We start from the raw sequence: 26,390 nt of genomic DNA on the forward strand, positions 1-26,390 counted from the left end.
CGGTTTATTGTTGAAATCCCTGCCTCATCGAATTCCGGAGAACATCGCGTGTTTCAGAAAGTTGACGCCTACGCTGGCGACCCCATTCTCTCCTTAATGGAGCGTTTCAAAGAAGATCCTCGCAGCGACAAAGTGAACCTCAGCATTGGTCTGTATTACAACGAGGACGGTATTATTCCTCAGCTGCAGGCCGTTGCTGAAGCCGAAGCGCGTCTTAATGCTGTTCCGCACGGTGCTTCGCTTTATCTGCCAATGGAAGGGTTAAATACCTACCGCAATACCATCGCGCCGCTGCTGTTTGGTGCCGATCACGCGGTGCTTGCGCAGAAACGTGTGGCGACCATCCAGACGCTGGGCGGCTCAGGGGCGCTGAAAGTTGGCGCGGATTTCCTGAAGAAATACTTTCCGGACTCCGGCGTGTGGGTCAGTGACCCGACGTGGGAAAACCACGTGGCCATCTTCGAGGGTGCGGGCTTTAAAGTGGCGACGTATCCGTGGTTCGACAGTGAAACTAACGGCGTGCGCGTTGACGCGCTGCTGGAAAAACTGAACACCCTGCCGGAGCGCAGTATTGTGCTGCTGCATCCGTGCTGCCATAACCCAACCGGCGCGGATCTCACCAATGCGCAGTGGGATGCCGTTATTGAGGTGCTGAAGGCGCGTAACCTGATCCCGTTCCTTGATATCGCCTATCAGGGCTTTGGTGCGGGCATGGAAGAGGATGCTTACGCCATTCGCGCCATTGCCAGCGCCGGGTTGCCCGCGCTGGTCAGTAACTCCTTCTCAAAAATCTTCTCCCTGTATGGTGAGCGCGTCGGCGGTCTCTCCGTGGTGTGCGAAGACGCTGAAGCGGCTGGCCGCGTGCTGGGTCAACTGAAAGCGACCGTTCGTCGCATCTACTCCAGCCCGCCAGCATTTGGTGCGCAGGTGGTGGCAACGGTTCTTGGTGACGAACGGTTAAAAGCCACCTGGCTTGCAGAAGTGGAAGCGATGCGTAAGCGCATTCTGTCGATGCGCCAGGAACTGGTGAATGTGCTGAAAGAGGCGGTGCCAGGGCATAACTTTGACTATCTGCTTAAGCAGCGTGGGATGTTCAGCTATACCGGACTGAGCGCCGCTCAGGTCGACAGGCTGCGCGAAGAATTTGGTGTTTACCTGATTGCCAGCGGGCGCATGTGCGTGGCGGGGCTGAACGCCAGCAATGTTCAGCGCGTGGCGCAGGCGTTTGCTGCTGTGATGTAAGTATTCACTTACTTGCATGCTATATGTAGGCCGTGTAAGGCGCAGCCGCCACCCGGCTTCGGTGCCAATTATTGCCCGGTGGCGCTTCGCTTACCGGGCCTACATGCCTCTTCCGCGCTTTGTGATCTTCTTCTTTTTATTCAGTTTCATAAGCAAAAACTCCTTTCCTTCCCCTCCCGCTGGGGTTATGGTCGGAGAGTTTTTTGACCATCCGCTCAAAATAAAACGATAACAAACTGAATATTCAGGGGAAAATATGCGCAAGATCACACTGGCGCTCAGCGCCGCCTGCTTATTGTTCTCGCTTAATAGTGCGGTTGTGGCGCGTGCTTCCGCACCGACGCCGCTTTACACCGGCACCACCGCCGCCATGCTTGCTGAACAGGCTCCCATTCACTGGGTTTCCGTGGCGCAAATCGAAAACAGCCTGATGGGCCGCCCGCCAATGGCCGTGGGCTTTGACATTGACGATACCGTGTTGTTCTCAAGCCCTGGCTTCTGGCGCGGCAAGAAAACCTGGTCGCCGGACAGCGAAGAATATCTCAAGAACCCCGCATTCTGGGAAAAGATGAATAACGGCTGGGATGAGTTCAGCATTCCGAAAGAGGTTGCCCGCGCGCTCATTGCCATGCACGTTAAGCGCGGCGACAGCATTTACTTCGTGACGGGCCGCAGTCAGACCAAAACTGAAACGGTGTCTAAAACTCTGCAGGACGATTTCCTCATACCGGCTTCCAGTATGAACCCGGTCATATTTGCGGGGGATAAAGAGGGACAAAACACCAAAACCCAGTGGCTGGAACAGAAACACATCAAAGTGTTTTACGGGGATTCGGATAACGACATCACCGCGGCGCACGATGTCGGTGCCAGAGGGATCAGGGTGTTGCGCGCCTCTAACTCGACTTATCGACCCCTACCGATGGCCGGGAAATTTGGTGAAGAGGTGATTGTTAACTCTGAATATTAATTTATCGGCGGCGGCTTTGATTCTTTTTTAATCAAAACTCACCGCCGCGGGTTTTACCTTTCGTCTTCTTGCTGCACACTTAGAAAGAACCTTCTTTCATAACGGAGCAGCACATGTGGTATCAACAGACCCTGACCTTAAGCGCTAAACCACGCGGGTTCCATCTGGTGACGGACGAAGTCATCGGGCAGATCCGCGACCTTTCGCGCATCAATACGGGTTTACTGCATCTGCTGCTTCAGCATACGTCAGCTTCTCTTACGCTAAATGAAAATTGCGATCCCACTGTCCGGTCTGACATGGAGCACCATTTTCTGAAGACCGTCCCGGATAACGCGCCTTATGAGCATGACTATGAAGGGGAAGATGATATGCCGTCGCATATTAAATCCTCTTTGCTGGGCGTATCGTTAATGCTGCCGGTACACAATGGGCGGCTACAGCTGGGGACGTGGCAAGGGATCTGGCTGGGAGAACATCGCATTCACGGTGGTTCGCGTAAAATTATCGCAACGCTACAAGGGGAATAAAGATGACAATTTCGGAGATACTGCAGTACTGCATGAGCAAACCGGGCGCGGAGCAAAGCGTCCACAGCGACTGGAAAGCCACGCAGATTAAGGTCGGCGATGTGCTGTTTGCCATGGTGAAAGAGGTTGAAGGCCGCCCGGCGGCATCGCTGAAAACCAGCCCGGAATTGGCCGAATTGTTACGTCAGCAACATAGTGACGTCAGGCCGAGCCAACATCTCAATAAAGCGCACTGGAGCACCGTTTATCTCGACGGTTCGATTCCGGGTTCACAAATTTATTATCTGGTAGACGCGTCATATAAGCAGGCAATGGAATTGTTGCCGGAAGACGTTAAACGCAAAATGTCCCTGTAAAAGTTGTATTCAGCGCTGACATTTTTAATGAAAATGGGTGAAAGACAATAACTCTCACCCTCACATAATTATCTCTATTGCATGGTGGAGGTAATTATGGACCAGATAATTGATAAACTAATTCAGATCGCAAAGAATGAAGTGGGAACCCGTGAAGGGAGTGTGAATAATACAGGTGCCAGAGTTGTTGAATATCAGGGCGCAACCTGGTTGCAACCCGGAGCATGGCCCTGGTGTGCTGCATTTACCTGCTGGATAATGCGGGAGTGGCTACAGGATGAGGCTGTCCGGCAGCGTTTAAATATTGCGACATTCTCATTAGCAGAGAAATGGCGTTGCCGTGATGCCAGCGCATTTGGATGGGAAAAATGGGCGGCGCAGACAGGGCTTACCGTACTTTCAGAAAATCATAATGCTCAGGCGGGCGATTTTGTTGTTTATGATTTTTCTCATATCGGGATTGTTATTCAGGATCAATTATCTGTTAAAGATAATATTGTCACCGTTGAAGGTAACACTAACGGACGTGGTGATCGGGACAGCACCTCCGGCGATGGTGTCTGGGATAAGGCAAGAAATCCCTCGTTAGTCAGATGCTATATCCGAATCCTGAACAGTCAGGAGGGGTAGCATGGACAGCAAAGTATCCATTCCCACAGAGTCGACAGCGCAAAACGACTCTTCTTTACCACGGCAAAAGATAGGGGGAATTGTTCTTTATGGAGGGATGGGCATTATTGCCTTTCTTCTTATTATCGCAATTATGGTTTTGTATCGAACAGCTGGTGATAAAGCTACATTAGATAATATCTTTCCCCTTGTTAAAGATCTGATTATGATTTTATTGCCTGTTATTTCGGCATGGATCAGTACAGTAATTGCCTTCTATTTTTCTCGGGACAGTTTAAATGCTGTTACACAGCATGCGCAAGATATTGCAACTGCTCTGGCTGGCGATGATAAATTAAAGGCAATTCTGGCAAGCGAAGTAATGCGGCCCATGGATGAAAAATTTGTGGTTATGCAAAGAGACGGCAATTATGCAGAAATAAAACTGTACAATGACTTGCTGGATGCGAAAATGAAAGACAGAAATATTACGCGACTGCCTGTGCTGGATAGTAATGGGGTTGTGCAATATATAATCCATCAAAGTATGATCACCGAGTTTATTGCCCGCAACAGAAATATCACCGATCCCACTTTGCAAGATTTACTCAACGAGCCGACCTGTAAAGCCATTTTCACCCGCTTTGGTGTTGTAGGGACTAAGGCGACGCTACTGGAAGCGAAAAAACAGATCGATCAGGATAGAGAATGTCAGGATGTTATTGTGACCTTGAGTGGTGAAAGAGCCGCGCAAGCAATCGGCTGGATTACCAATACGATGGTTGAAGAGAAAAGCAGGGTCTGAAAACCACAACCCTGCGGCTGTGGTTTTCAGAATGATTACAGCAACGGTTTAAGGAAGCGCGCGGTGTGCGAGGCTTCGCACTCAGCAACGGTCTCTGGCGTACCGGAGACGAGGATTTCACCGCCGCCGCTGCCGCCTTCCGGACCGAGATCGACAATCCAGTCTGCAGTTTTAATCACGTCCAGGTTGTGCTCAATGACCACAATGGTGTTGCCCTGATCGCGTAACTGGTGCAGCACGTCCAGCAACTGCTGGATATCGGCAAAGTGGAGGCCGGTGGTCGGCTCATCCAGAATGTAAAGCGTCTGACCGGTGCCGCGTTTAGACAGCTCACGCGCCAGCTTCACGCGCTGCGCTTCACCGCCGGAGAGCGTCGTGGCGGACTGCCCCAGACGAATGTAGGTCAGGCCCACGTCCATCAGCGTCTGCAGCTTACGTGCCAGCGCAGGGACGGCGTCAAAGAACTCACGCGCCTCTTCGATGGTCATATCCAGCACTTCGTGGATGGTTTTGCCTTTGTACTTAATCTCCAGCGTTTCGCGGTTATAGCGCTTGCCTTTGCACTGGTCGCACGGCACGTAGATATCCGGCAGGAAGTGCATCTCAACCTTAATCACACCGTCGCCCTGGCACGCTTCACAGCGGCCACCACGCACGTTAAAGCTGAAGCGGCCTGGCGTATACCCGCGCGAGCGTGATTCTGGAACGCCGGCAAACAGTTCACGTACGGGCGTAAAGACGCCGGTATAGGTCGCCGGGTTGGAGCGCGGCGTACGTCCAATTGGGCTCTGGTCAATGTCGATAACCTTATCGAAATGTTCCAGCCCCTGAATGTCGCGGTAAGGCGCAGGCTCGGCCAGCGTCGCACCGTTCAGCGCCGTCTGCGCAATCGGGAACAGCGTATCGTTAATCAGCGTCGATTTACCGGAACCGGAGACGCCGGTGATACAGGTGAACAGGCCAACAGGCAGCGTCAGGGTCACGTCTTTCAGGTTGTTGCCGCGCGCGCCGGTCAGCTTCAGCACTTTTTCCGGATTTGCCGCAACGCGCTGTTTCGGTACTTCAATCTTGCGCTTGCCGCTCATGTACTGGCCGGTCAGCGACTCCGGCACCGCCATAATGTCTTTCAGCGTCCCTTCCGCAACCACCTGACCGCCGTGTACGCCTGCACCCGGACCAATATCGATCACGTGGTCTGCAGCGCGGATCGCATCTTCGTCGTGCTCAACCACAATCACCGTGTTGCCGAGGTTACGCAGATGGACAAGCGTGCCGAGCAGACGTTCGTTATCGCGCTGGTGCAGGCCGATGGACGGCTCATCCAGCACGTACATTACGCCGACTAAGCCCGCGCCGATCTGGCTCGCCAGACGGATACGCTGCGCTTCACCACCGGAAAGGGTTTCAGCCGAGCGGGAAAGGGTCAGGTAGTTCAGGCCAACGTTCACCAGGAACTTCAGACGATCGCCGATCTCTTTCAGCACTTTTTCGGCGATTTTCGCGCGCTGGCCGGAGAGCTTCAGGTTGTTGAAGAAGTCCATCGCGTGGCCGATGCTCATGTCTGAGATGGTCGGCAGCGCCGTATTTTCGACAAACACATGGCGCGCTTCGCGACGCAGACGCGTGCCGTCACAGGTGGCGCAGGAGCGGTTGCTGATGAACTTCGCCAGCTCTTCGCGCACCGCGCTGGATTCGGTCTCTTTATAGCGGCGCTCCATATTGTGCAGCACCCCTTCAAACGGGTGGCGACGCACGGAGGTATCACCGCGATCGTTCATGTATTTGAACTCGATGTTCTCTTTACCGGAACCGAACAGGATCACTTTGTGTACGTTTGCGCTCAGGCTGGCCCACGGGGCTTCAACGTCGAACTTATAGTGCTCTGCCAGTGATTTCAGCATCTGGAAGTAGTAAAAGTTACGCTTATCCCAGCCGCGAATGGCACCGCCCGCCAGCGACAGCTCCGGGTTCTGGATCACGCGGTCCGGGTCGAAATACTGCTGTACGCCCAGGCCGTCACACGTCGGGCATGCGCCCGCCGGGTTGTTGAACGAGAACAGACGGGGTTCCAGCTCGCGCATGCTGTAGCCGCAAATCGGGCAGGCAAAGTTGGCGGAGAAGAGCAGCTCTTCCGCTTTCGGGTCGTCCATATCAGAGACCACGGCCGTGCCGCCGGAAAGCTCCAGCGCCGTTTCAAACGATTCTGCCAGGCGCGTTGCCAGATCTCCACGCACTTTGAAGCGGTCAATCACCACTTCAATAGTGTGCTTCTTCTGCAGCTCCAGCTTTGGCGGATCTGACAAATCACACACTTCGCCGTCGATACGGGCGCGGATATAACCCTGGCTTGCCAGGTTCTCCAGCGTTTTGGTGTGTTCACCTTTGCGCTCTTTGATGATCGGCGCAAGCAGCATCAGGCGTTTACCTTCCGGCTGCGACAGCACGTTATCCACCATCTGGCTCACGGTCTGGGCCGCCAGCGGGACGTCGTGGTCCGGGCAGCGCGGCTCACCCACGCGTGCATACAGCAGACGCAGGTAGTCATGAATTTCGGTAATTGTACCGACCGTTGAACGCGGGTTATGCGAGGTGGACTTCTGCTCAATAGAGATAGCAGGAGATAACCCTTCAATGTGGTCTACATCCGGTTTTTCCATCAGCGACAGGAACTGACGTGCGTACGCAGAGAGTGATTCAACGTAACGACGCTGCCCTTCGGCATACAAGGTGTCAAAAGCCAGTGAGGACTTGCCAGACCCCGAAAGCCCGGTCACGACAATGAGTTTGTCGCGTGGGATTATGAGGTTGATATTCTTGAGATTATGGGTGCGCGCGCCCCGAACTTCGATCTTATCCATTCACCTTTCCCGGTTGGAACACGGATTGCCTGGTTTGTTTGAAGGACAAACGGCTGTCAGAAACGGCTAATTATGACACAATTTGACCTGTTTGAATATACAGTATTGGAATGCATTTTCTGATTCGCTGTGTAACAATGTTGAGTTCGCGTAAGAACTCTGGAATCCATCTCGCAGCTATCAAAATGCAGCATGGAAATGGTACACTCGCGCGTTACACTTATTAAGAAACGTATTCAGGAGACACGAACATGGCCAGCAGAGGCGTAAACAAGGTGATTCTCGTCGGTAATCTGGGCCAGGACCCGGAAGTACGCTACATGCCGAGTGGTGGCGCAGTTGCCAACATTACGCTGGCTACTTCCGAATCCTGGCGTGATAAAGCGACCGGTGAAATGAAAGAGCAGACCGAATGGCACCGCGTGGTGCTGTTTGGCAAACTGGCTGAAGTGGCGGGTGAATATCTGCGTAAAGGTTCTCAGGTGTATATTGAAGGTCAGCTGCGTACCCGCAAATGGACCGATCAGTCCGGCGCTGAGAAATACACTACGGAAGTGGTGGTTAACGTAGGCGGCACCATGCAGATGCTGGGTGGTCGTCAGGGCGGTGGTGCACCGGCAGGTGGCGGTCAGAGCCAGCAGCAGGGCGGTTGGGGTCAGCCTCAGCAGCCGCAGGGCGGCAACCAGTTCAGCGGCGGCGCGCAGTCTCGTCCGCAGCAGCAGTCTGCCCCAGCTCCGTCTAACGAACCGCCAATGGACTTCGACGACGATATTCCGTTCTAAGTCCTGTCACGCTTCATATAAAAAAGCCCTTTTTGGGCTTTTTTATTGGGCGCGATAGTGCTGTAAGAATCCAACAAAATCACGAAAACAGAGCGGCTTAGAGAAAAAATAACCCTGCAGGCAATCGATTTGATTCGCTTTGAGGTAATCGACCTGGTAGTCATATTCCACTCCCTCAGCCGTGGTCAGAATGTTCATCCGCCTGGCCATATCAATCACGCAGTCAATCAACGGCGTGGCGGTATCTTTCGAGATCTGACGGATAAACATACGGTCAATTTTAATGCTGTCGGGATTCAGGTTGGATATAAACGCCAGGTTAGAAAAGCCCGTGCCAAAATCATCCAGCGCAATTTTGATCCCACTGCGTTTTATATGCGCCACTTTCTGCACGATATCATCGCACATAGCGATATTTTCCCGCTCGGTGATCTCAAAAACCAGCGTTATGCCCAGCGCGTCAAAAATGGGTGCCCAGTAATCAACGAACAGCTCAAAATGGCTATCCACAACGTGGGTATAGCTGATGTTGAGATTGAGCTTAAAGCCTGGCTGCAAGGTTACAATGCCCTGCTGCAAATCATCGACCACCTGTTCCATCAGGCTGTCCGTCAGGTTCATGATAAGCCCGGTACTTTCTGCTACAGGAATAAAAACATCGGGGGGAATAAAACCCAGTTCATTATGATGCCAGCGGGCGAGGACCTCCGCGCCCGAAACCGTATTGGTTTGGGCACAGATAAGCGGCTGGTAATGCGGATGGATCTGATGCAGTTTGATGGCATGTGCCAGCTGTGAATAGAGTGAATGCCGTCGGGCTGCCAGTAGCCAGGTGAGAAGAGCGACAGTCGTCGACAACAGTAAAATAATCCCCCCGCCTGTCAACGAAGGCAGCGAGAAACGGGTACTTGCGCCCAGCTCCAGAATTTTCCAGACCAGCGCAGTGGTGACAACCAGGGTCAGCAGGAATGCAGCAAACGCCGCGAGGAACCGGTATCGCTGTTTGCGCAGGAAATGCTTTTGATACATATCAGGGACGCCTTACGCGCGTTCTGGCTGCATGTACTGCTGATGAAATGCTTCCTTACTGACCGGGCGCGAAAACAGAAATCCCTGACCGTATTTCACGCCGTGGCGAAGCATTGAGGAAACGTGTGTGTAGTTTTCAACGCCTTCAATAATGGCGTCGATATCCCACTGCGCCAGGTGATCCAGCATAGCGTAGGTTCGTTCAAGGTTTCCCGGAGCCAGACAACTGCGGTCCAGCTTGACGTAATCAGGCATATACAGCGCCAGCCGCGACTGCAGCGTGGCGATGCAGTCTATACCGTCCCAGGCCAGATTCATCCCTGCATCGCGCAGGCTGGTGAGATTAAGGTTAACCTCGTCATCCGGTGCAGCGTTACCGTCGGTTATCTCAAAGATAATCTGGCGCGGCGTAAGATTATATTTTTCAAGCAACGCCAGTACCCGTGCGGCGAAGCGCCCATCCTGCAGTTGAATCCAGGAGATATTGAAGGTAAATATTTGCGTGTCGCGGACGTCGGGTTTCTGACGGGAAATATACTCAAAAGCCTGGGCCATAATGTAATCGCCCATGGATACGATCCCGCCGCTCTTCTCCAGCTCATTGATAAACAAATGGGGAGGAACAATATGACGCCGGTGAGTACCGCGCACCAGCACTTCGCCGCCAATGCAGACGAACCGTGAGAGATCAAAAATAGGTTGAATAACAAAATCGATACCCGCATCGAGTTTATTTTTTTCGACACACTGCATCACAAAATGTGTACTTTTTTCCATGCCAGCCTCGTAGCCACAACTCTACAGCGTAAAACGACACAACGACTGTTCAACTTAAATGGGTGGGAGAAATAGATCGCATTAGCGGGAGACGATTTTATTTTTGCCCGTTTTCTTTGCTTCATATAAAAACTTGTCAGCATGAGCAATCACTTCAGGCAGCGAGCCTCTCCCCATCTGACAAAGCCCTGCGCTGAATGAGACTTTCAGCTCGTTCTCCCTGAAATGGCGGGTATTAACGGTTATTCGCCACTTTTCCAGATAACTTATCGCTTTTTCCTGAGAGATGCCGTTAAACAGGATGGCGAACTCTTCACCACCGTAACGATAGAGGGTGATGTTCTCCAGCCCACGTAGCCGCAACCCTAATTCGGCCACGGTTTTCAGCACAATATCCCCCACGGCATGGCCCCAGGTGTCATTAATGTTTTTAAAATTATCGATATCAACCATGGCAAGGTACGCCAGGGGATCGCTGTTACACTGTGCGGCATCAGCATCAAAAGCGCGGCGGTTTTTGAGGCCGGTTAACCCGTCGGTCAGTGCTTCATGAGCAATATTTTTCTGCCGCTGCTGTGAGTTATGAATTTCTTCAAAAATAAGTTCTTCGACGGCAGTGGGTTTGATCGCCCCGTTTCGGATGCTGGTGGCTATGCGCATAAAAATGGCGTTCATTGCGGAGCGGGTAGCCCACCAGCAGAAAAACAGCATCACCAGCGTAAACAGTATTCCCCAGAGGATAGCAATACATTGATTCCAGACCTGGTTGTTGAGTTCACTCTCGTCCACCTCATGCATGACCAGCCACGATTCAGACGTGATGGAACGGTAGGCGTAATAGTGTGAATCCATGACAAAATCGCCGCGAAATTCTCGGGCATAACGCGCGAGAGCTTTAAGTTTGGCCGGATCAATCGGGTAACCCGGATTGATAACCAGTTCGCCCCCACGGGTCATTACAAAGGTGTTGCTTTTGGTGGGCGACTGGGCGGTATTCAAAATCTCTGTGCTTTTATCCATGTTCAGATTGAGTGCCAGCACGCCCTGGTTCGAGCCGTCTGTGCCATTGATGACCGGCAGAGAAAGGGTTATCACGCGCTCTTTATTGGCGAAAGGGTCTCTGCTCACCGTAAAATGTGCAGCGTCTGAATTCTCTATGGAGAGGGTGAACCAGGGTTCTTTACCGGGTTCCCAACTGGAAGCGGCTTCGACATAGGGTAAACGAGTGAAATGCCCCTTGTTATCGGCATGAATAATCGAGATTGCATCAGGCATAATACGCAGGCGCTCGATCATCCAGTTTCTTAATGTATGCTCGCTTTTGGCATCACCATCAAACTTATGCTGATCGGCGGCAACCCTGGCCATTTCTTTCACACTGTTTTCATAGCCCGCCAGGTACTTATCAAGGAAGGTCGCCACGTTATTGATATAAAGACGGTTTTGCCGTTTATATATTTCGACGGCTTTCGTCCACTGCGTATGGAAGGTCAGAAGCCCAACCAGCACAAATGTCACAGCCAGTACCGAGAAGCAAATGTTTAGCGGCCTTCTGAAATTTAGACTTTCGATCACTGAATACTCCGGAAATCTCTACTGACACCAAATCAGAGCTATTACTCGCACGGATAAAACGCGCAGCGTATTGAGGGATGGTTAAAAGCAGTGGTATGCGGTCTTTCTTACTGGATGTAAATAAATCAAAGGGGAACATAACACGTTGAATAAATACTACCGTCTCGCCATTTGATTGTCAAAGTCGATCGAATGATCGATATCGATCGATAAAATCAATCATCGGAATTGTTGTTAAAAACTATACGTAATACCGATCGATAATTTGGGATTAATTGGTCAAAACGATCTTTATTCAGAGGTGTAAAGATAAATGTCTTTATAATCAGTGAATTGTGCGATGGAGTGTAAATGATTTGTCACAGGGGATGGCACGATATTTTCGAATTAAAAGGAAAATATCGAGAGGAGATCATAAAATGGGAAATGGAATTTCCTATTTAAGGGAAAATCTATTTCCCGTGAGCGAGTAAATGTTAATTATTCCTGTCTCACGTCATACTCTACGAGCGTCCAGTTAACAGGATAACCATTTTGCCAGGGAAGTGTTTCCCCTTTTTTAACATTTACAACATTTTTAATCGCAGGGTTATCAATTTGCCAGTAACCGCTTTGAGGGCAAATATTCCCGCTGGAACGCCGGGTTCCTAATGGACTCCGTGACGGTTCGGTCTGCGAAACATTAGCAGTTGTCGTTGCCACAGTCAGATTGCTGCTATCAATTTTCATTATCATGCTACCCTTATGAATACATCCATTATTCAAGCGCGGCAAAATAAGGAGATAACTTAACAGTTTATTTTCATTATTTATTCATATAGACATTGTTTAGAGTTTATATTGCAATAGATGTTATCATTCGCCACAATAGCCGCCCTTTTGCATGAAAGTTGAACAAAATGACGCGTCGCATTTTTAGCAGCCTGTTTTTTCTGATGTTATTTTTCAGTGGCAGCGCGCTCGCGGTGAATTGCCAGCGGGCCGTTACGCCCCTCGAAAATACCATTTGCAACAATGACAACCTGCACTGGCTGGATAGCACGCTGTCGGTTGTCTATCATCAGGCCCTTCAGAACGAAGGCGTCGAAGGCAGCAATAAAAAATACGACGATTGGGAAAAGCTGCTGGAAAAATGCACAACCGATGCCTGTATAGAACGCGCGTATTACGCAGGCATCAGCGCGCTGTCCAACACTGACCGTGATTTCAAATGGGAAGGCAAATGGTGGAACATGCTGGCACCAAACATGAGCGGCGGCGTGATCCAGTTCAGCCATAATGCCCAGTGGAGCGTCACCCTCGATATTCGCGCCTGGGCAGGGCTGAATAAAGATGAGTTTACTGCAGAAGCCCGCCGGTTATATGGAATGCTGGTTGTGGAAAAGATGGTTGAAACCAGTAACTGCAAGCTGCTGTTGATCCCTGAAAAAGATGGCTCATTACAGGTCTACAGCAACGCCGATTGGGGGTGCCGGTTATCCATGCCTGCCGGGGTGTTCCTGGACGGGGCTTACAGGCTCTCTGAAGACGATCCTCGCCCCAAACCCACGCTGCTGTCGCTGGGGATTTTCCCGACCCAGGAAATGGATGAAAAATTCCGCAGCCTGGTCGGGGATGATTATCAGAACTTCGTCAACAGCGCGAACGTGTATATCTACCAGAACGATATCGATAACATCGGGGCTCGCGTGCTCTCTATGTGGGTACAGGGCGCTGCGAACAGCAGAACGGCCATCATCATGTATACGCCAAAAGGCGAAATCTGGGCAGGCCGGATCTCGCCGGTGAAAGGCGGTGGCCTGGAGCTGAACTATTACAGCACCGAAGGCCGCGACCAACGCAAAATGCCGCGCACGTTGGCCGCATGGAAATTACGTTTTTTAGATAATTAAGCCAGCGTTCCCACAATTGTTAAATCACTGTCATCAGGCACTTCGTTATAAGACAACACGTGCAGATTGCTGGCAAACAGACGGCCATAGCGTGAAATCAACGGCCTTAACTGTGGCGTGACCAGCAGCAACGGCGGCATGCCTTTCGCTTTCATCTGTTCCTGAATGATCGGCATCGTGTTTTGCAGCTGCGTCAAAATGTTGGGGTCAACGGCAAAACTGTCCAGCGCCACTTTCCCCGCCTGCTGGGATTGGTTGAGCGCACCGAGAAGAATGTTTTCCAGGGCGTTATCGATGGTATAAGCCGCCAGTTGTTGCCGATCCCCGTTGATCGAATGGATGATGGCGCGGCGCAGCGCGTAACGCACATCTGACGTCAGCAGGATCGGATCTTTGGTCACCGCGGAGCTTTCTAACAGGGTGGAAGCGATAGTGACAATATCTTTCAGGGAAACCTGCTCCAGCAGCAGCTGACGATATACGCGCAGGAGAAGGCTGAAATTCAGCGCGTTGGTCAAATCTTCCGCCAGTTTAGGGGCCTGTAGCGCCAGGCGGGCATGCAGATGCGTAATATCGTCGTAATTGAACAGGTCGGGCAGATGTTCACGGGCGATTTTATTCACGTGCGTCGCCACCACGCTGGCGCAATCCACCACCTGATAACCCAGGTTCAACGCCGTGGCTTTTTGTTCCGGATCGATCCAGACGATCGCCATGCCATAAGCGGGATCGGTATCCAGCACGCCATCAATTTCGCCATACAGTTCCGCTCCCGGAATAGCCATCAGCTTATCGGCATAAACCTCGCCAAGCGACGTTCGGATACCGTTGATGTATATCGCATACTGGGCGGGTTTCAGGCGGAAGTTTTCCCGGATGCGGATCTCCGGCAACAGTACGCCACACTGCTCTGAAACAACCTGTCGCACGCCGCGGATACGCTGTGAAAGCGGGCTGCCTTTGGCCGAATCGATTAGCGTGACCAGCTTGTAACCGAGGTTCAGGCCAATGGGCTCCACCAGCGGAATACTTTCCCAGTTGATACCGGGCGTGGTATCCGTTGCCAGCGCATCGTTGATGGCGTCGTAATCGGTCTCTTCTTCCGCGGGTTTAACCACTTTACTCTGTCGCCAGGCGGCAAACAGCAGCAGCGCGGTAAAGCACAGAAAGGCGATGTGCGGCATGCCCGGTACAATCGCCAGAATAAACATGACGAACGCGGCGGTGTACAGCACATGGGGCTTCGCCAGCAGCTGCGTTTTGATCTCGTCGCTAACGTCGTCACCGTCGCTGACGCGGGTAACAATAATTGCGGCTGCGGTTGCCAGCAGCAGGGAAGGGATCTGTGCGGCCAGACCATCACCGATCGTCAACAGCACGTACTGCTGGAACGCGTGGCTGGCATCAAGATTGTATTTGAAAATACCGATGCAGATCCCGCCGATGACGTTGATGATCAACACCATAATACCGGCGATGGCGTCCCCGCGAACGAACTTGGAGGCCCCGTCCATTGCGCCGTAGAAATCGGCCTCTTTGCTCACCTCTTTGCGGCGGTCTCGTGCCTGGTTCTGGTTAATCAGCCCGGCGTTGAGGTCCGCATCGATTGCCATCTGTTTACCCGGCAGGGCGTCCAGCGTAAAGCGGGCAGAGACTTCAGAAATACGCTCGGCCCCTTTGGTGACCACCACAAAGTTGATGATCATCAGGATGATAAAGACCACGAAGCCGACGACGAAATCGCCGCCGATCACCACCTGGCCGAACGCCTCAATCACCTTACCCGCCGCACCTTCGCCTTCATGACCGTGCAGCAACACCACGCGGGTGGATGCCACGTTCAGCGTCAGGCGCATCAGTGTGGTGATCAGCAATAGCGTCGGGAAGACGGCAAAATCCAGTGGACGCTGCATATTGACCGCGACCAGCAGAACCACCACCGCCAACACAATGTTGAAGGTAAATAAGATATCCAGCATCAGCGGCGACAATGGCAACATCACCATTGCCAGTACGCTAAGAAGCAGTATCGGGACGCCCACGTGCCCTTTACGGAGTATGGCAAGCGTCTGCTGTAACTTACTGTTCGCCATCGGCTTTTAAGACCTCTTTTGGAATGTTGATCTGCCTGTTCAGGCGGGGTTTTTGTTCAAGCTGGCCGGTACGCCAGGATTTAAGCTGCATGACATAAGTCAGCACGTGCGCAATGGCGCGGAAAAGCTGCGCGGGAATTTGCTGGTTCACGCGCGTGGTGTGATAGACCGCGCGCGCCAGCGGAGGAAACTCCACAATTTCAATCTGATGGTGTCGGGCTACGTCGCGAATATAGAGTGCAATGTCATCCATCCCTTTCGCCACGATGTAAGGCGCTTCGGCTTTTTTCGGGTCATATTTCAGCGCCACCGCATAGTGCGTGGGGTTGGTAATAATCACGTCAGCGTCGGGTACGGTACGGCTGATTTGCCCCATCGCCATCTGACGTTGTAGCTGGCGAATACGTCCCTTGATTTGCGGGTTACCGTCGTTGTTCTTGTACTCCTCTTTCACCTCTTGCTTGGTCATGCGCATTTTTTTGGTGAACATAAATTTGGTCAGCGGCACGTCAAGCAGGGCGAAAATGACAATCACGGCAATGAAATAAACCAGCACGTGATGCAGGATGCCAAAGCCCTGGTGGATCGCCTGATTCAGGCTAAGGCGTTGCAGATGCAGCAGCGGATTCAGTGAGCTGTGCACCATGCTGTACAGCACCGCCAGAATGATGCCGCACTTGAGCATCATCTTGCCGACTTCAACGTAGTGGCTACTGGAAAACATGCGCTTCACGCCGCTAATCGGGCTGAGTTTTTTAAAATCTGGCGTCAGCTTTGAGACGGTAAAAATCCAGCCGCCGGGGACCAGGCTTGCCACAACGCAGGCGATCGGAATCGGTGCCAGCGTGGCGATAAAACGGATAATCACCCAGACGTTGAGCATCAAAAACTGGCTTAATGCACCGTTGTCGTCGAGCCGTCCGGCCATCATGCCTACCGAGGTAAACGACTCCTCCACCAGCTGTTTGTAATAGGGAAAAAACGTACCCATGGTGATGAATGAGGCCAGCAGGCCCACGGCCATAGTGAGGTCTTTGGAACGGGGTAAATCCCCCTTTTCGCGCGCTTTGCGTAGCTTTTGCGCTGTGGGTTTTTCGCTTTTATCGCCACCGGCAGCCATTAGTGGCTCCTCACGGCTTCGAGCCTGGCCAGGATTTCATTGGTCAGATTGAGGTAGTGATCGGGAATATTGTTCATCATCAACGAGATGCAGAGCAGGCCGAAGAGCATGCTGATAGGAAAACCCAGCGAGAACAGGTTCAGCGTGGGTGAGACGCGGTTAAGCAACCCAAAACCGCCCTGCACAATCAGCATGACAAAGGTTGTCGGGATGGCGATAAGCGTTGCGGAGGACATGATCCAGCCCAGGCTTTGCGCGATAAGCAGTAGCGTCGGTTTGTTAATCGCCTGGCCGATGGGCCACCAGACAAAGCCCTTGTAGAGAATGGTCACCACCAGCAGATGCCCGTCCATCACGAAAAAGAGCAGCCCACAAAAGGTGTAGATCATCTGGGAAATCACCGTGGTCGAACTGCCGTTCACCGGGTCGTTCATCATTGCCATGCCGAGCCCCATATTCATCGAAAGAATATGTCCGGCGGTTTGCAGCGCGACAAACACCAACTGCATCGCCATCCCAAACAGCATTCCCCACAGCAGTTGTTCACCCGTGAGGAGGAGCGTGCGCATCGAGAACAGCTCGTTCAGCAACACTTTTTCAGGCAGCATCGGCGTGATGATGACGGCCAGCGCCAGGGCGAGCACGGTTTTAATCCGACGGCTAAAGGCGCGGTTGTCCAGTACCGGGCAAAAGTGCAGAAACGCCAGAATGCGAAAAAACGGGAAGACTAACGCCAGCAGAGGGTTAATCAGCGCATGAATATCGATGCCCATTGCCTGCTAACCCACCAGTGCCGCCGCCTGCTGAAAAATATTAACGGTGAAGTCGACCAGTTGGGTCAGCATCCATTTACCGCCAATAATCAAAACCGCCAGCGTCACCAGAAGGCGAGGCAGAAAGCTCAGGGTCTGTTCGTTAATTTGCGTTGTGGCCTGGAAAATACTGACGCACAGGCCGACAATCAGGCTGGGTACAATCGCGACAGCAGAGATAACCAGCACCAGTTTAATGCCGGTCGCCATGATGTCCCCGGCGATATCCATTGTGACCACAGCTATAGCCCCTGCACGCTTGAAGTGAGTGTACCGACGATGAGTGTCCAGCCGTCACACAGCACAAACAGCATCAGCTTGAACGGCAGCGAGACAATCAGCGGCGAAAGCATCATCATCCCCATTGCCATCAAAATACTGGCGACAATCAGGTCAATGACCAGGAAAGGGATGTAAATCATAAAGCCGATCTGGAAAGCCGTTTTCAGCTCGCTCAGCAGGTAGGCAGGCGTGACAACGGTTAAATCCTGCTCTTTCGGATCGCCCGTCACGCCCGCAATCGTCATCATTTGCGACATCGCTTTATTGCTGGTTTGCGCCAGCATAAAGTTTTTCAGCGGCACTTCGGCCTTACCAAACGCCTGCTTCATGGTGATTTCGTCATTCTGAAACGGCACGATGGCGTCCTGATAAATGGTGGTCCATACCGGGCGCATCACCAGCAGCGTAAGCGCCAGCGCGATCCCGGTAAGTATTTTATTGGGCGGGCTTTGTTGCAGACCGAGCGCCTGGCGCAGGATCGCCAGCACGATAATGAAGCGCGTAAAGCAGGTCATCATCATTAGCATCACCGGCAGCAGACCCAGCAGGGTCATCAGGATCAGGATTTCAATCTTGACGTTATAATCCTGGCCGCCGTCGGTGGTTGCCGAGCTGAACAGCGTAATGTCGCCATTGGCAGCCAGCAGTTGCGGGGAAAAGAGCAAACCGCCCAGCAGTAGCCAGGGCAGTGCGATGCGAAAACGCGCGATCATGGTGTCAGCTCGCCCAGCTCTTTGCTGTTGAACTCCAGAATACGCAGGCCGTACTTATCGTTCAGCACCACGGCTTCGGCTTTACCAAACAGAATGCCGTTCACCTTGATGTCCAGAGGCTCGCCCGCCATTTTATCCAGTTCAATCACCGAGTCGTGGCCTACGGTCAGGAGGTCGGCCAGCGACACGTCAACGGAGGCGACTTCCAGCGTCAGCGTGACCGGAATGCGGCTAAACAGCGCCATTTTGCGCAGATCGTCAATGCCGGACGACGTTTCCGGTTCTGCCTGGAGATCCAGACGAATATTGCCCTCCACGGTCTCTTCGCGCGGCATCTCTCCGAGATTCAGGTCGCCAAAATCCAGGGACTGGCTCAGGTCTTGTTGCTGATCACTCATAATGCTTCTCAATGGTTCTGTCATTAAATTCACAGAGTAATAACTTGCCGCGATCTTCTGCGATTTTGGCGTCAAAAATCTGTTCTTTTCCGATATATACCGGAACGCTTTCATTAATGTTTACGGGAATAATGTCGCCAGGCTTGATTTTCGCCAGTTGGGAAACTGTCAAATTGAGGCTGGCAACATGCCCGCTGAACTTCAGCGGCATGCTGTAAAACAGGCGTTCGATTTGCGACGGGGTCGGTGCTGCCTGACGACCCGCCTGCTGTTCTGTTTCAGGTGAGCGCAATGTGGCCAGCATTTGGTCCACGTGGGCGTTATCAAACAGCAGCGTGAAGCTGCCTTCCTCATACCCTTCCAGCGTGAACGTCACGCACCATGACCACTGGTTAATCACGGTGGTGTTGTCGCTTTTAATCTCTATATTCTGGCCGAAGATCGCTTCGTCAATCAGGAGGCGCGTCAGATCCAGACCGATTTTATTTTTCAGCCTGTCTTCTGTTTTTGTGATCGGCTGATGAATATCCAGAGATTTATTACGGCTCTCTTTACCCAGCCCGTAATAGTCATGAAGAATTTGTAATAACAATGTACGGTCAATATTAAATGCAATGGACCCGAACGGCGTTGAAAACAGCTGCGTGTTTTTATAGTTCTGATCGATAGCAAAGCTCATCGATTTTAAGGCAACGTTGACGCGAAGTTTTTTCAGGAAATAAATGCTCAAACGGGCATCGAAGATATCGAAGCTGTCATTCATCAATTTTGGCAGCTTATGCCACGGGCGGCCAAGTTTGCTCACATCGAGCTTTACCATATCGGGGAGCGCCTGACGTTGGTAGATTCTGATTCTCTGTGGAGCAACTGACATAGGGTTTCCGCATAACGTTAGCCATAAGCGCAGAAGGTTAACTCTTTCAGGGATTTGCTTATCGGCAGAAAAATATTTAAGTTTTGTTTAACCGTGTCGCTTTGTAAATGCGCCGGTTTACCGCTTCATAACGGCCCTGGCATGGAGGGCTTTATTAGGGATATGAATTAGACGCTGTTTATAGGTTATAATCAAGACGGTAAAGATTATTAATTCGTTATTTTGGGACGATTAATCATCATTAATATTTCCTCTAACCTATTGAAATATATGAATTAAGATTTTAATACCCATTAAAAACAAGACAATTCCTAACCTGCCGTTATAATGCGCAAAAGTCATGAGTTTCCGTAGTGTTTACGCATTCGGTTAATTCATTTTGTCCATATCGAATACTTGCCTTTTAATAATGCGCCAGCAATGGCGTAGCAGGCCCGTATGCGCTTCAGGCTAACAATTATCTTAAATGTTGGTGAGTTGTTATGAGTATTGTTATTGAACATGAAGTCCGTAATGAAAATGGATTTGTTGCCAGTGCGCCTGAAAGCGTAAATGTATTTTCATTAGCACGCCGTGTTGCCAAATATAATGTATCGGTACTTATTACAGGCGAGACGGGGACAGGTAAAGAGTGCGTTTCACGTTACATCCATGAAAATGCATTAGGTGCTGATGCACCGTATGTGGGTGTGAACTGTGCCGCCATTCCTGAAAGTATGCTGGAAGCGATTTTATTCGGCTACGAAAAAGGCGCATTTACCGGTGCGGTAACAGGCGTTGCCGGGAAATTTGAACAGGCAAACGGCGGAACGCTGCTGTTGGATGAAATCGGTGATATGCCACTCGCGCTTCAGGCAAAATTATTGCGCGTGTTACAGGAGCAGGAAGTTGAGCGTCTGGGGAGCCATAAAAAAATCCCACTGGATATTCGTCTGGTTGCCTCCACCAATAAAGATTTGCAGCAGGAAATTGCGGAAGGGCGTTTTCGTCAGGATCTGTTTTACCGTATTTCGGTTGTTCCCATTCATATTACCCCGCTGCGCGAACGCCGCCTGGACATTATCCCGATGGCATTGCGTTTTATCGCCAAATATAAAGCCTTTCACAAAGGCAATATTCGCTTAAGCGACGAAGCCCGCCATGCGCTGCTGGCCTATGACTGGCCGGGTAACGTCCGCGAACTGGAGAATGTCATTCAGCGCGGGATGATTCTGAGCAACGGCGAAGTGATCACTGCAAACGACTTTGGTTTGCCCGTTCCTGCGTCGCTGAGCCCCGTTTCGGCTGTTGAGTTGATGCCTGCCTACCGTGAACCACAGACGGCTCCGTCCGCCATTGGCAACGTTAAACTGCATGGCCGGATGGCAGAGTACCAGTACATCATCGAATTACTTAAGCGCCATAACGGCAATAAGTCCAAAACGGCCGCTTTCCTGGGTATCACGCCGCGTGCTTTACGTTACCGACTCGCCGCAATGCGCGAGGAAGGTATCGATATCGAATGCTACTCATAACGCACGCAAGAGACTAACGACATGGACAAAATTAACGCTATCGGTATGTCAGCCAGCCAGCAGGCTATGCTGGACCGAATGCATACCACGGCTGCGGTGGCCTCTTCAGGTGCGCTGAGCCACTCCGCTTTTATCGCGCCGGGGGCGACCTTATCCGGCGTCACGGGCGCACATGAACTCTCCTTCTCGCAGGTCCTGAATAATGCCATCGACAATGTTGATGGCCTGCAGCACGCCGCAGGAGCAAAACAAAAGGCCATTGAGCTGGGTCAGAGCGACGATCTGGCCGGGGCCATGATTGAATCGCAAAAAGCCAGCGTGGCCTTTTCCGCCATGATGCAGGTGCGTAACAAGCTCACCACTGCGCTTGACGAAGTGATGAATACTCCGCTGTAAGGTTTCCTCGTGCTGACTAAGTTAAAAGAGACATTTTCTGCATTTCCCCTCCCGGCAGGCCGCCTGAAACCGCAATGGCTTATTGCGGCAGGCACCCTTTTGCTGACCGGGGCCATCGTATTTTCGCTCTGGCGCAGTAACCAGGGTTACGTTGCGCTGTACGGCAGTGAAGAAAAGCTGCCCGTGGCGCAGGTTGTTGAGGTGCTGGGGGCCGAATCGATTGCCTACCGCGTTAACCCGGACAACGGGCAAATTCTGATCCCGGAAGACAAACTGCCGCGGGCGCGTATGGCGCTGGCGGCAAAAGGGATTACCGCCGTGATGCCGGACGGCTACGAGCTGATGGACAAGGAAGAGATGCTGGGCAGCAGCCAGTTTGTCCAGAACGTTCGCTACAAGCGCAGCCTTGAAGGCGAGCTGGCCCGCAGCATTATGGCGCTTGATCCGGTTGAGAACGCGCGCGTCCATCTGGGGCTGAGCGAGGCCAGCTCCTTTGTGATGACCAACAAACCGCAAAGCAGCGCGTCGGTGATGCTTCAACTGCGTTATGGCAAACATCTGGATGAGCAGCAGGTTGCGGCAATTGTACAACTGGTTGCCGGGAGCGTGCCTGGCATGCAGGCCGCCAGCGTGCGGGTGGTGGATCAGGCCGGGAATTTGCTGTCAGAAAACGGTCAACAGGGCAGCAGCAACATGGCGAACATTCGCCAGGGCCGCGATGTGATCGAACGTATCAAAAACGAAACCATCAACAATATTGCCGGTCTGTTAACCCCGCTGTTTGGCAGCGATAACTTCCGTATCAGCGTGACGCCCAGCGTCGACATGAGCAGCGTGGAAGAGACGCAGGAGCGCCTGGGCAAAGAGCCGCAAATCAGCGATGAGAACATCTCGCGGGAAAACACCACCAATGAACTGGCTATCGGGATACCGGGTTCACTGAGCAACCGTCCGGTTAACCAGCCTGCAGCACCGGTTACGCCACCGATGGCCGCGAATCAGCAGGCCGCACAGACTCAAACGCAAACCAGCACACCGAGTTCCCTCTCCAGCCGCAGCCAGGAGCAGCGTAAGTACGCCTTCGACCGCGATATTCGTCACATCCGCCATCCGGGTTACAAGCTCGAGAAACTGCGCGTGGCGGTGGCGTTAAACCAGGCTGCGCCTGCGCTTGCCAGCATGACGCCAGAGCAACTGACGGCACTGACAAGGCTGGTGGAAGATGCCGCAGGCATTGAAAAGTCGCGCGGCGATTCGCTTACCCTGGACAGGCTGGCCTTCGTGGAAAAAACCGTAGATGGCATGCCGGAACTGAAGTGGTGGCAAGACCCGAATATTCAGTACTGGGGGCAGAACGGCGGGATCGGCATGTTGATTTTACTCACGCTGCTGTTCGGTCTGCGTCCACTGGCACAGCGCTATGGCCGTCGTGAACCGGCGGAGCTTGCCGCAATAGAGGGCTCTGCTCAGACCGAGGCTATCGAAAATAACATGGTGACGACTGAAGCGGGTCTGTCGGGGCTGCCAGGGCCAGCCTTCAATCAGGATGGGGAACTGCCACCGCAAAGTTCTGGCCTGGAAACTAAGGTGGAATACCTGCAAATGCTGGCGGAAAACGAAACTGAACGTATGGCCGAAGTATTGAAACAATGGATCAACAGCAATGAGCGAACTGACAGTAAGCAATAGCAGTAAAGGTAGCGTAAAAACAGGGCGCAGCCGACTGGAACAGGCCGCCATTCTGTTGCTCAGCGTCGGTGAAGAAGCGGCGGCAAAAGTGATGCAGAAGATGAACCGCGATGAGGTGATCCTGCTGAGCGACACCATGGCGCGTCTGCACGGCGTGAAGGTCGACCACGCCCGCCACGCGATGAATAACTTCTTCGATGATTACCGCGAGCAGAGCGGGATCAACGGTGCGTCACGCAGCTACCTGCGCGGCATTCTGGAGAAAGCGCTGGGGGGCGAAATTGCCAGCAGCGTAATTAACGGTATCTACGGCGATGAAATTCGTCACCGTATGGCACGTCTGCAGTGGGTGGATGTCCCGCAACTGGCAGCGCTGATTGAGCAGGAGCACCTTCAGCTTCAGGCGGTATTTCTGGCGTTTCTGCCGCCGGACGTGGCGGCGGGCGTGCTCAGTGCGCTCTCGCAGGAGCGTCAGGACGAAATCGTCTGGCGCATCGCACGTCTGGATGACGTCAACCGTGACGTCATTGACGAGCTGGACAGGCTGATTGAGCGCGGTGTGGCGGTGCTCTCCGAGCATGGCTCGAAAGTGATCGGTATTAAGCACGCCGCCAACATCGTTAACCGCATTCCGGGCAACCAGCAGCAGCTGCTGGAACAGCTGCGTGAGCGTGATGCTGAAGTAGTGGATGAGCTGGAACAGGAAATGTACGAGTTCTTCATCCTCAGCCGCCAGACGCCTGCCACCCTGCAGCGCCTGATAGAAGAAATTGCCATTGAAGAGTGGGCGATTGCGCTCAAAGGCACCGAGCCGGTGCTGCGCCAGGCCATCTTCAACGTTATGCCTAAACGCCAGGTCACCCTGCTGCAATCCACCACTACGCGTCTGGGGCCTGTGCCGGTCAGCCGCGTTGACCATGTGCGTAAAGAGATCATGGCCACGGTGCGCCAGCTGGCAGAAGAGGGTGAAATTCAGGTGCAGCTGTTTGCCGAGCAGACCATGGAGTAACCCATGTATAAAAAACAGAGCTTACCCCTGAGTGCACTGACCAATAGCCGTCAGGCGGTGATCAAGCCGCGTTTGCACAAATTCCCGCCGCTGCGTAAACGCCGCGTGGTGCAAGGACATCCTGAAGAAAGTACGCATGCCGTCGACGGGGCGGCCATTCAGGCGCAGCTTCAGCAAGGTTTTCAGGATGGCCTGAACAGCGGTTTTGCGCAGGGAATGGAAGAGGGCAAAGAAGAGGGATATCAGGAAGGGCTGCGCCTGGGTTTTGACGAGGGCGTGCGTAAAGGGCGCTCCGAGGGAAAAATGCAGGCGCGTCAGCAATTTCTGGAAGCCGCCCATCCTCTGGACAGCATTATCGCGTCGATGGAAGCGTTCATGGCGAACTATGAACAGCGCCGCCGCGAAGAGCTGCTGCAACTGGTGGAAAAAGTCACCCGCCAGGTGATTCGTTGCGAACTTTCCCTCCATCCGACACAAATTCTCACCCTGGTGGAAGAGGCGCTTAGCGCATTACCGCAGCAGCCGGAGCAGGTCAAAGTGCTGTTAAACAGCGACGAGCATCGCCGTATCAGCGAGGCGGAGCCTGAAAAAGTGGTGCACTGGGGGCTGACGGCCGATCCCGAACTGCCGCCCGGCGAGTGCCGCGTGATCACCAACACCACCGAAATGGACGTTGGATGCCAGCATCGCCTTGACCAGTGTATGGATGCCCTGAAAGCGAACCTGCTGCCGGAATCTCACGATGAGTGACGCCGATTTCGAGCAAGTCCTCCGCTCCCTGGAAAACATTAACCTGGCGCGTGTGGCGGGCAGGCTGGTACGCGTCGCCGGGATCTTGCTCGAATGCGTGGGTTGCCGTCTTGCCGTGGGCCAGCTTTGCCAGGTCGAAGGCGCGGAGGGGGAGTTGATTGACGCGCAGGTCGTGGGATTTGATCGCGATGTCACGTTCCTCATGCCTTTTAAACAGCCCGCAGGGTTGATTGCAGGGGCGCGCGTCTACCCGATGGATAAACAACACGGGGTTTTGATTGGCGATCAGTGGCTGGGGCGCGTGGTTAACGGCTTAGGTGAGCCGATAGATGATCAGGGCAAGTTGACCGGAGACACGGTGCTGCCACAGCAGTTGCCGCAGGTGCATCCTCTGAAGCGCCAGCCGGTAGACGCTCCGCTTGACGTCGGTGTACGGGCGATCAATGGCCTGCTGACTATCGGCAAAGGACAGCGTGTGGGGCTGATGGCGGGCAGTGGCGTGGGGAAAAGCGTGCTGCTTGGGATGATCACTCGCTACACCCAGGCGGAAGTGGTGGTGGTAGGGCTCATTGGCGAGCGTGGCCGTGAAGTAAAAGAGTTTATTGAGCATTCGCTGGGTGAAGCCGGACGCCGTAAGTCGGTGATCGTGGCAGCACCGGCGGATGAATCGCCGCTGATGCGTATTAAAGCCACTGAGCTGTGCCACACCATTGCCAGCTACTACCGTGACAAAGGTAAAGATGTCCTGCTGCTGGTGGACTCCCTCACGCGATATGCCATGGCGCAGCGTGAAATCGCGCTCTCTCTGGGCGAACCGCCAGCCACCAAAGGTTATCCGCCTTCGGCGTTTGGCTTAATCCCCCGGCTGGTTGAAAGTGCGGGCAACAGCGAGAGTCATGGCTCCATGACCGCGATTTATACCGTGCTGGCAGAAGGCGATGATCAGCAAGACCCGATTGTGGACTGCGCTCGCGCCGTGCTGGACGGGCACATTGTGCTGTCGCGCCAGCTGGCGGAAGCCGGACATTATCCGGCGATCGATATCGCGCAATCTATCAGTCGTTGTATGAGCCAGGTGACGCAGCGGGAACACCAGCTTTCCGCCCGAACCCTGAAGCAGCTTTATGCTGAATATCAGAGCATCAAGCCGCTGATCCCCCTCGGCGGCTATGTGGCGGGTGCCGACCCAATGGCTGACAAGGCGGTAAACCTCTCGCCAGCGATTACCCGATTTCTGCAGCAGGAAGTGCAAAACGCCGCGCCGCTCGACAAGACCATTGCCGATCTGAACGTACTGGCGCAGGCAGGATAATTC

General features: G+C 53.0%; 26 protein-coding genes. 14 read left to right on the top strand and 12 right to left on the bottom strand.

From position 1 onward, the window contains the following. Positions 1-48 precede the first annotated feature (48 nt). The 6 genes from tyrB (at position 49) to EoCCA6_RS13385 (ending at position 4,512) form a co-directional block, all read left to right on the top strand. Positions 49-1,242: an aromatic amino acid transaminase gene (gene tyrB, locus EoCCA6_RS13360; protein ID WP_152083048.1), complete on the top strand. Its 1,194-nt coding sequence runs from the start codon at positions 49-51 to the stop codon at positions 1,240-1,242. A gap of 256 nt (positions 1,243-1,498) precedes the next feature. After that, positions 1,499-2,212 carry an acid phosphatase AphA gene (gene aphA / locus EoCCA6_RS13365; protein ID WP_152083049.1) on the top strand — a complete coding sequence of 238 codons (714 nt, stop codon included), beginning with the start codon at positions 1,499-1,501 and terminating at the stop codon, positions 2,210-2,212. 113 nt (positions 2,213-2,325) lie between these two features. Continuing rightward, positions 2,326-2,742: a secondary thiamine-phosphate synthase enzyme YjbQ gene (locus EoCCA6_RS13370; RefSeq protein ID WP_152083050.1), complete on the top strand. Its 417-nt coding sequence runs from the start codon at positions 2,326-2,328 to the stop codon at positions 2,740-2,742. A gap of 2 nt (positions 2,743-2,744) precedes the next feature. Then, positions 2,745-3,098, top strand: coding sequence for an MmcQ/YjbR family DNA-binding protein (locus EoCCA6_RS13375; RefSeq protein ID WP_152083051.1), 354 nt, complete (start codon positions 2,745-2,747; stop codon positions 3,096-3,098). Between the two features lie 96 nt (positions 3,099-3,194). Beyond that, the gene (locus EoCCA6_RS13380) at positions 3,195-3,728 is read left to right on the top strand and encodes a hypothetical protein (protein WP_152083052.1); all 534 of its coding nucleotides are present in this window, start codon (positions 3,195-3,197) and stop codon (positions 3,726-3,728) included. A gap of 1 nt (position 3,729) precedes the next feature. Continuing rightward, the gene (locus EoCCA6_RS13385) at positions 3,730-4,512 is read left to right on the top strand and encodes a CBS domain-containing protein (protein ID WP_152083053.1); all 783 of its coding nucleotides are present in this window, start codon (positions 3,730-3,732) and stop codon (positions 4,510-4,512) included. Between the two features lie 35 nt (positions 4,513-4,547). Here EoCCA6_RS13385 and uvrA read toward each other — a convergent pair whose 3' ends face one another. Next, complete coding sequence (uvrA, locus tag EoCCA6_RS13390; RefSeq protein WP_152083054.1) at positions 4,548-7,370, bottom strand: excinuclease ABC subunit UvrA; 2,823 nt, start codon at positions 7,368-7,370, stop codon at positions 4,548-4,550. 251 nt (positions 7,371-7,621) lie between these two features. Between uvrA and ssb1 the strand changes: the two genes are divergently transcribed. Beyond that, on the top strand, positions 7,622-8,152 hold the full coding sequence (gene ssb1 / locus EoCCA6_RS13395; RefSeq protein WP_023310055.1) for a single-stranded DNA-binding protein SSB1: 531 nt from the start codon (positions 7,622-7,624) through the stop codon (positions 8,150-8,152). A gap of 42 nt (positions 8,153-8,194) precedes the next feature. Here the strand turns inward: ssb1 and EoCCA6_RS13400 are convergent, their stop codons facing one another. The 4 genes from EoCCA6_RS13400 to EoCCA6_RS13415 form a co-directional block, all read right to left on the bottom strand. Beyond that, positions 8,195-9,181, bottom strand: a complete 987-nt coding sequence (locus tag EoCCA6_RS13400; protein ID WP_152083055.1) for an EAL domain-containing protein — start codon at positions 9,179-9,181, stop codon at positions 8,195-8,197. A gap of 12 nt (positions 9,182-9,193) precedes the next feature. Beyond that, positions 9,194-9,958 (bottom strand): EAL domain-containing protein, encoded by a 765-nt coding sequence (locus EoCCA6_RS13405; protein ID WP_152083056.1) that lies wholly within the window; start codon positions 9,956-9,958, stop codon positions 9,194-9,196. A gap of 81 nt (positions 9,959-10,039) precedes the next feature. Further along, entirely contained in the window at positions 10,040-11,533 is a 1,494-nt protein-coding gene (locus EoCCA6_RS13410) for a sensor domain-containing diguanylate cyclase (RefSeq protein WP_152083057.1), read from the bottom strand. A 480-nt stretch (positions 11,534-12,013) separates the two neighbouring features. Further along, entirely contained in the window at positions 12,014-12,262 is a 249-nt protein-coding gene (locus EoCCA6_RS13415) for a hypothetical protein (RefSeq protein ID WP_152083058.1), read from the bottom strand. Positions 12,263-12,423: 161 nt separating this feature from the next. Here EoCCA6_RS13415 and EoCCA6_RS13420 point away from each other — a divergent pair, with 161 nt between their 5' ends. After that, a complete protein-coding gene (locus tag EoCCA6_RS13420) occupies positions 12,424-13,425 on the top strand; it encodes a lysozyme inhibitor LprI family protein (RefSeq protein ID WP_373308937.1) in 1,002 nt (333 codons plus the stop codon). Here the strand turns inward: EoCCA6_RS13420 and EoCCA6_RS13425 are convergent. From EoCCA6_RS13425 to EoCCA6_RS13455, 7 genes are read right to left on the bottom strand one after another with little or no spacing between them, the layout of a single operon-like run. Further along, positions 13,422-15,518, bottom strand: a complete 2,097-nt coding sequence (locus EoCCA6_RS13425; RefSeq protein WP_152083060.1) for a flagellar biosynthesis protein FlhA — start codon at positions 15,516-15,518, stop codon at positions 13,422-13,424. The two genes, EoCCA6_RS13420 and EoCCA6_RS13425, sit on opposite strands and share 4 nt — an antisense overlap. Beyond that, positions 15,505-16,638, bottom strand: coding sequence for a flagellar biosynthesis protein FlhB (flhB, locus tag EoCCA6_RS13430; RefSeq protein ID WP_152083061.1), 1,134 nt, complete (start codon positions 16,636-16,638; stop codon positions 15,505-15,507). The genes EoCCA6_RS13425 and flhB overlap by 14 nt, the downstream gene beginning before the upstream one ends. Then, the gene (fliR, locus tag EoCCA6_RS13435; protein WP_152083062.1) at positions 16,638-17,411 is read right to left on the bottom strand and encodes a flagellar biosynthetic protein FliR; all 774 of its coding nucleotides are present in this window, start codon (positions 17,409-17,411) and stop codon (positions 16,638-16,640) included. The genes flhB and fliR overlap by 1 nt, the downstream gene beginning before the upstream one ends. 6 nt (positions 17,412-17,417) lie before the next feature. Beyond that, positions 17,418-17,690 (bottom strand): flagellar biosynthesis protein FliQ, encoded by a 273-nt coding sequence (fliQ, locus tag EoCCA6_RS13440; RefSeq protein ID WP_095442794.1) that lies wholly within the window; start codon positions 17,688-17,690, stop codon positions 17,418-17,420. A 2-nt stretch (positions 17,691-17,692) separates the two neighbouring features. Further along, positions 17,693-18,445, bottom strand: coding sequence for a flagellar type III secretion system pore protein FliP (gene fliP, locus EoCCA6_RS13445; protein WP_152083063.1), 753 nt, complete (start codon positions 18,443-18,445; stop codon positions 17,693-17,695). Then, complete coding sequence (locus tag EoCCA6_RS13450) at positions 18,442-18,843, bottom strand: FliM/FliN family flagellar motor switch protein (RefSeq protein WP_152083064.1); 402 nt, start codon at positions 18,841-18,843, stop codon at positions 18,442-18,444. Before EoCCA6_RS13450 ends, fliP begins: the two co-directional genes overlap by 4 nt. Next, a complete protein-coding gene (locus EoCCA6_RS13455) occupies positions 18,836-19,663 on the bottom strand; it encodes a FliM/FliN family flagellar motor switch protein (protein WP_225903580.1) in 828 nt (275 codons plus the stop codon). Before EoCCA6_RS13455 ends, EoCCA6_RS13450 begins: the two co-directional genes overlap by 8 nt. Before the next feature lie 536 nt (positions 19,664-20,199). Between EoCCA6_RS13455 and EoCCA6_RS13460 the strand changes: the two genes are divergently transcribed. Genes EoCCA6_RS13460 through fliI form a run of 6 tightly spaced genes read left to right on the top strand, consistent with a single transcriptional unit; the run spans position 20,200 to position 26,387 of the window. Beyond that, a complete protein-coding gene (locus EoCCA6_RS13460; RefSeq protein ID WP_152083066.1) occupies positions 20,200-21,231 on the top strand; it encodes a sigma-54 interaction domain-containing protein in 1,032 nt (343 codons plus the stop codon). Positions 21,232-21,252: 21 nt separating this feature from the next. Continuing rightward, the gene (fliE, locus tag EoCCA6_RS13465; RefSeq protein ID WP_152083067.1) at positions 21,253-21,627 is read left to right on the top strand and encodes a flagellar hook-basal body complex protein FliE; all 375 of its coding nucleotides are present in this window, start codon (positions 21,253-21,255) and stop codon (positions 21,625-21,627) included. A 9-nt stretch (positions 21,628-21,636) separates the two neighbouring features. Next, positions 21,637-23,316, top strand: a complete 1,680-nt coding sequence (gene fliF, locus EoCCA6_RS13470) for a flagellar basal-body MS-ring/collar protein FliF (RefSeq protein WP_152083068.1) — start codon at positions 21,637-21,639, stop codon at positions 23,314-23,316. Then, positions 23,291-24,325: a flagellar motor switch protein FliG gene (locus EoCCA6_RS13475; RefSeq protein WP_152083069.1), complete on the top strand. Its 1,035-nt coding sequence runs from the start codon at positions 23,291-23,293 to the stop codon at positions 24,323-24,325. The genes fliF and EoCCA6_RS13475 overlap by 26 nt, the downstream gene beginning before the upstream one ends. A 3-nt stretch (positions 24,326-24,328) precedes the next feature. Further along, a complete protein-coding gene (fliH, locus tag EoCCA6_RS13480; RefSeq protein ID WP_152083070.1) occupies positions 24,329-25,075 on the top strand; it encodes a flagellar assembly protein FliH in 747 nt (248 codons plus the stop codon). Then, positions 25,068-26,387, top strand: a complete 1,320-nt coding sequence (fliI, locus tag EoCCA6_RS13485) for a flagellar protein export ATPase FliI (protein ID WP_152083071.1) — start codon at positions 25,068-25,070, stop codon at positions 26,385-26,387. Before fliH ends, fliI begins: the two co-directional genes overlap by 8 nt. Positions 26,388-26,390 lie beyond the last annotated feature (3 nt).

The sequence above is a fragment of the Enterobacter oligotrophicus genome, assembly GCF_009176645.1.
Classification (GTDB): Bacteria; Pseudomonadota; Gammaproteobacteria; order Enterobacterales; family Enterobacteriaceae; genus Enterobacter; species Enterobacter oligotrophicus.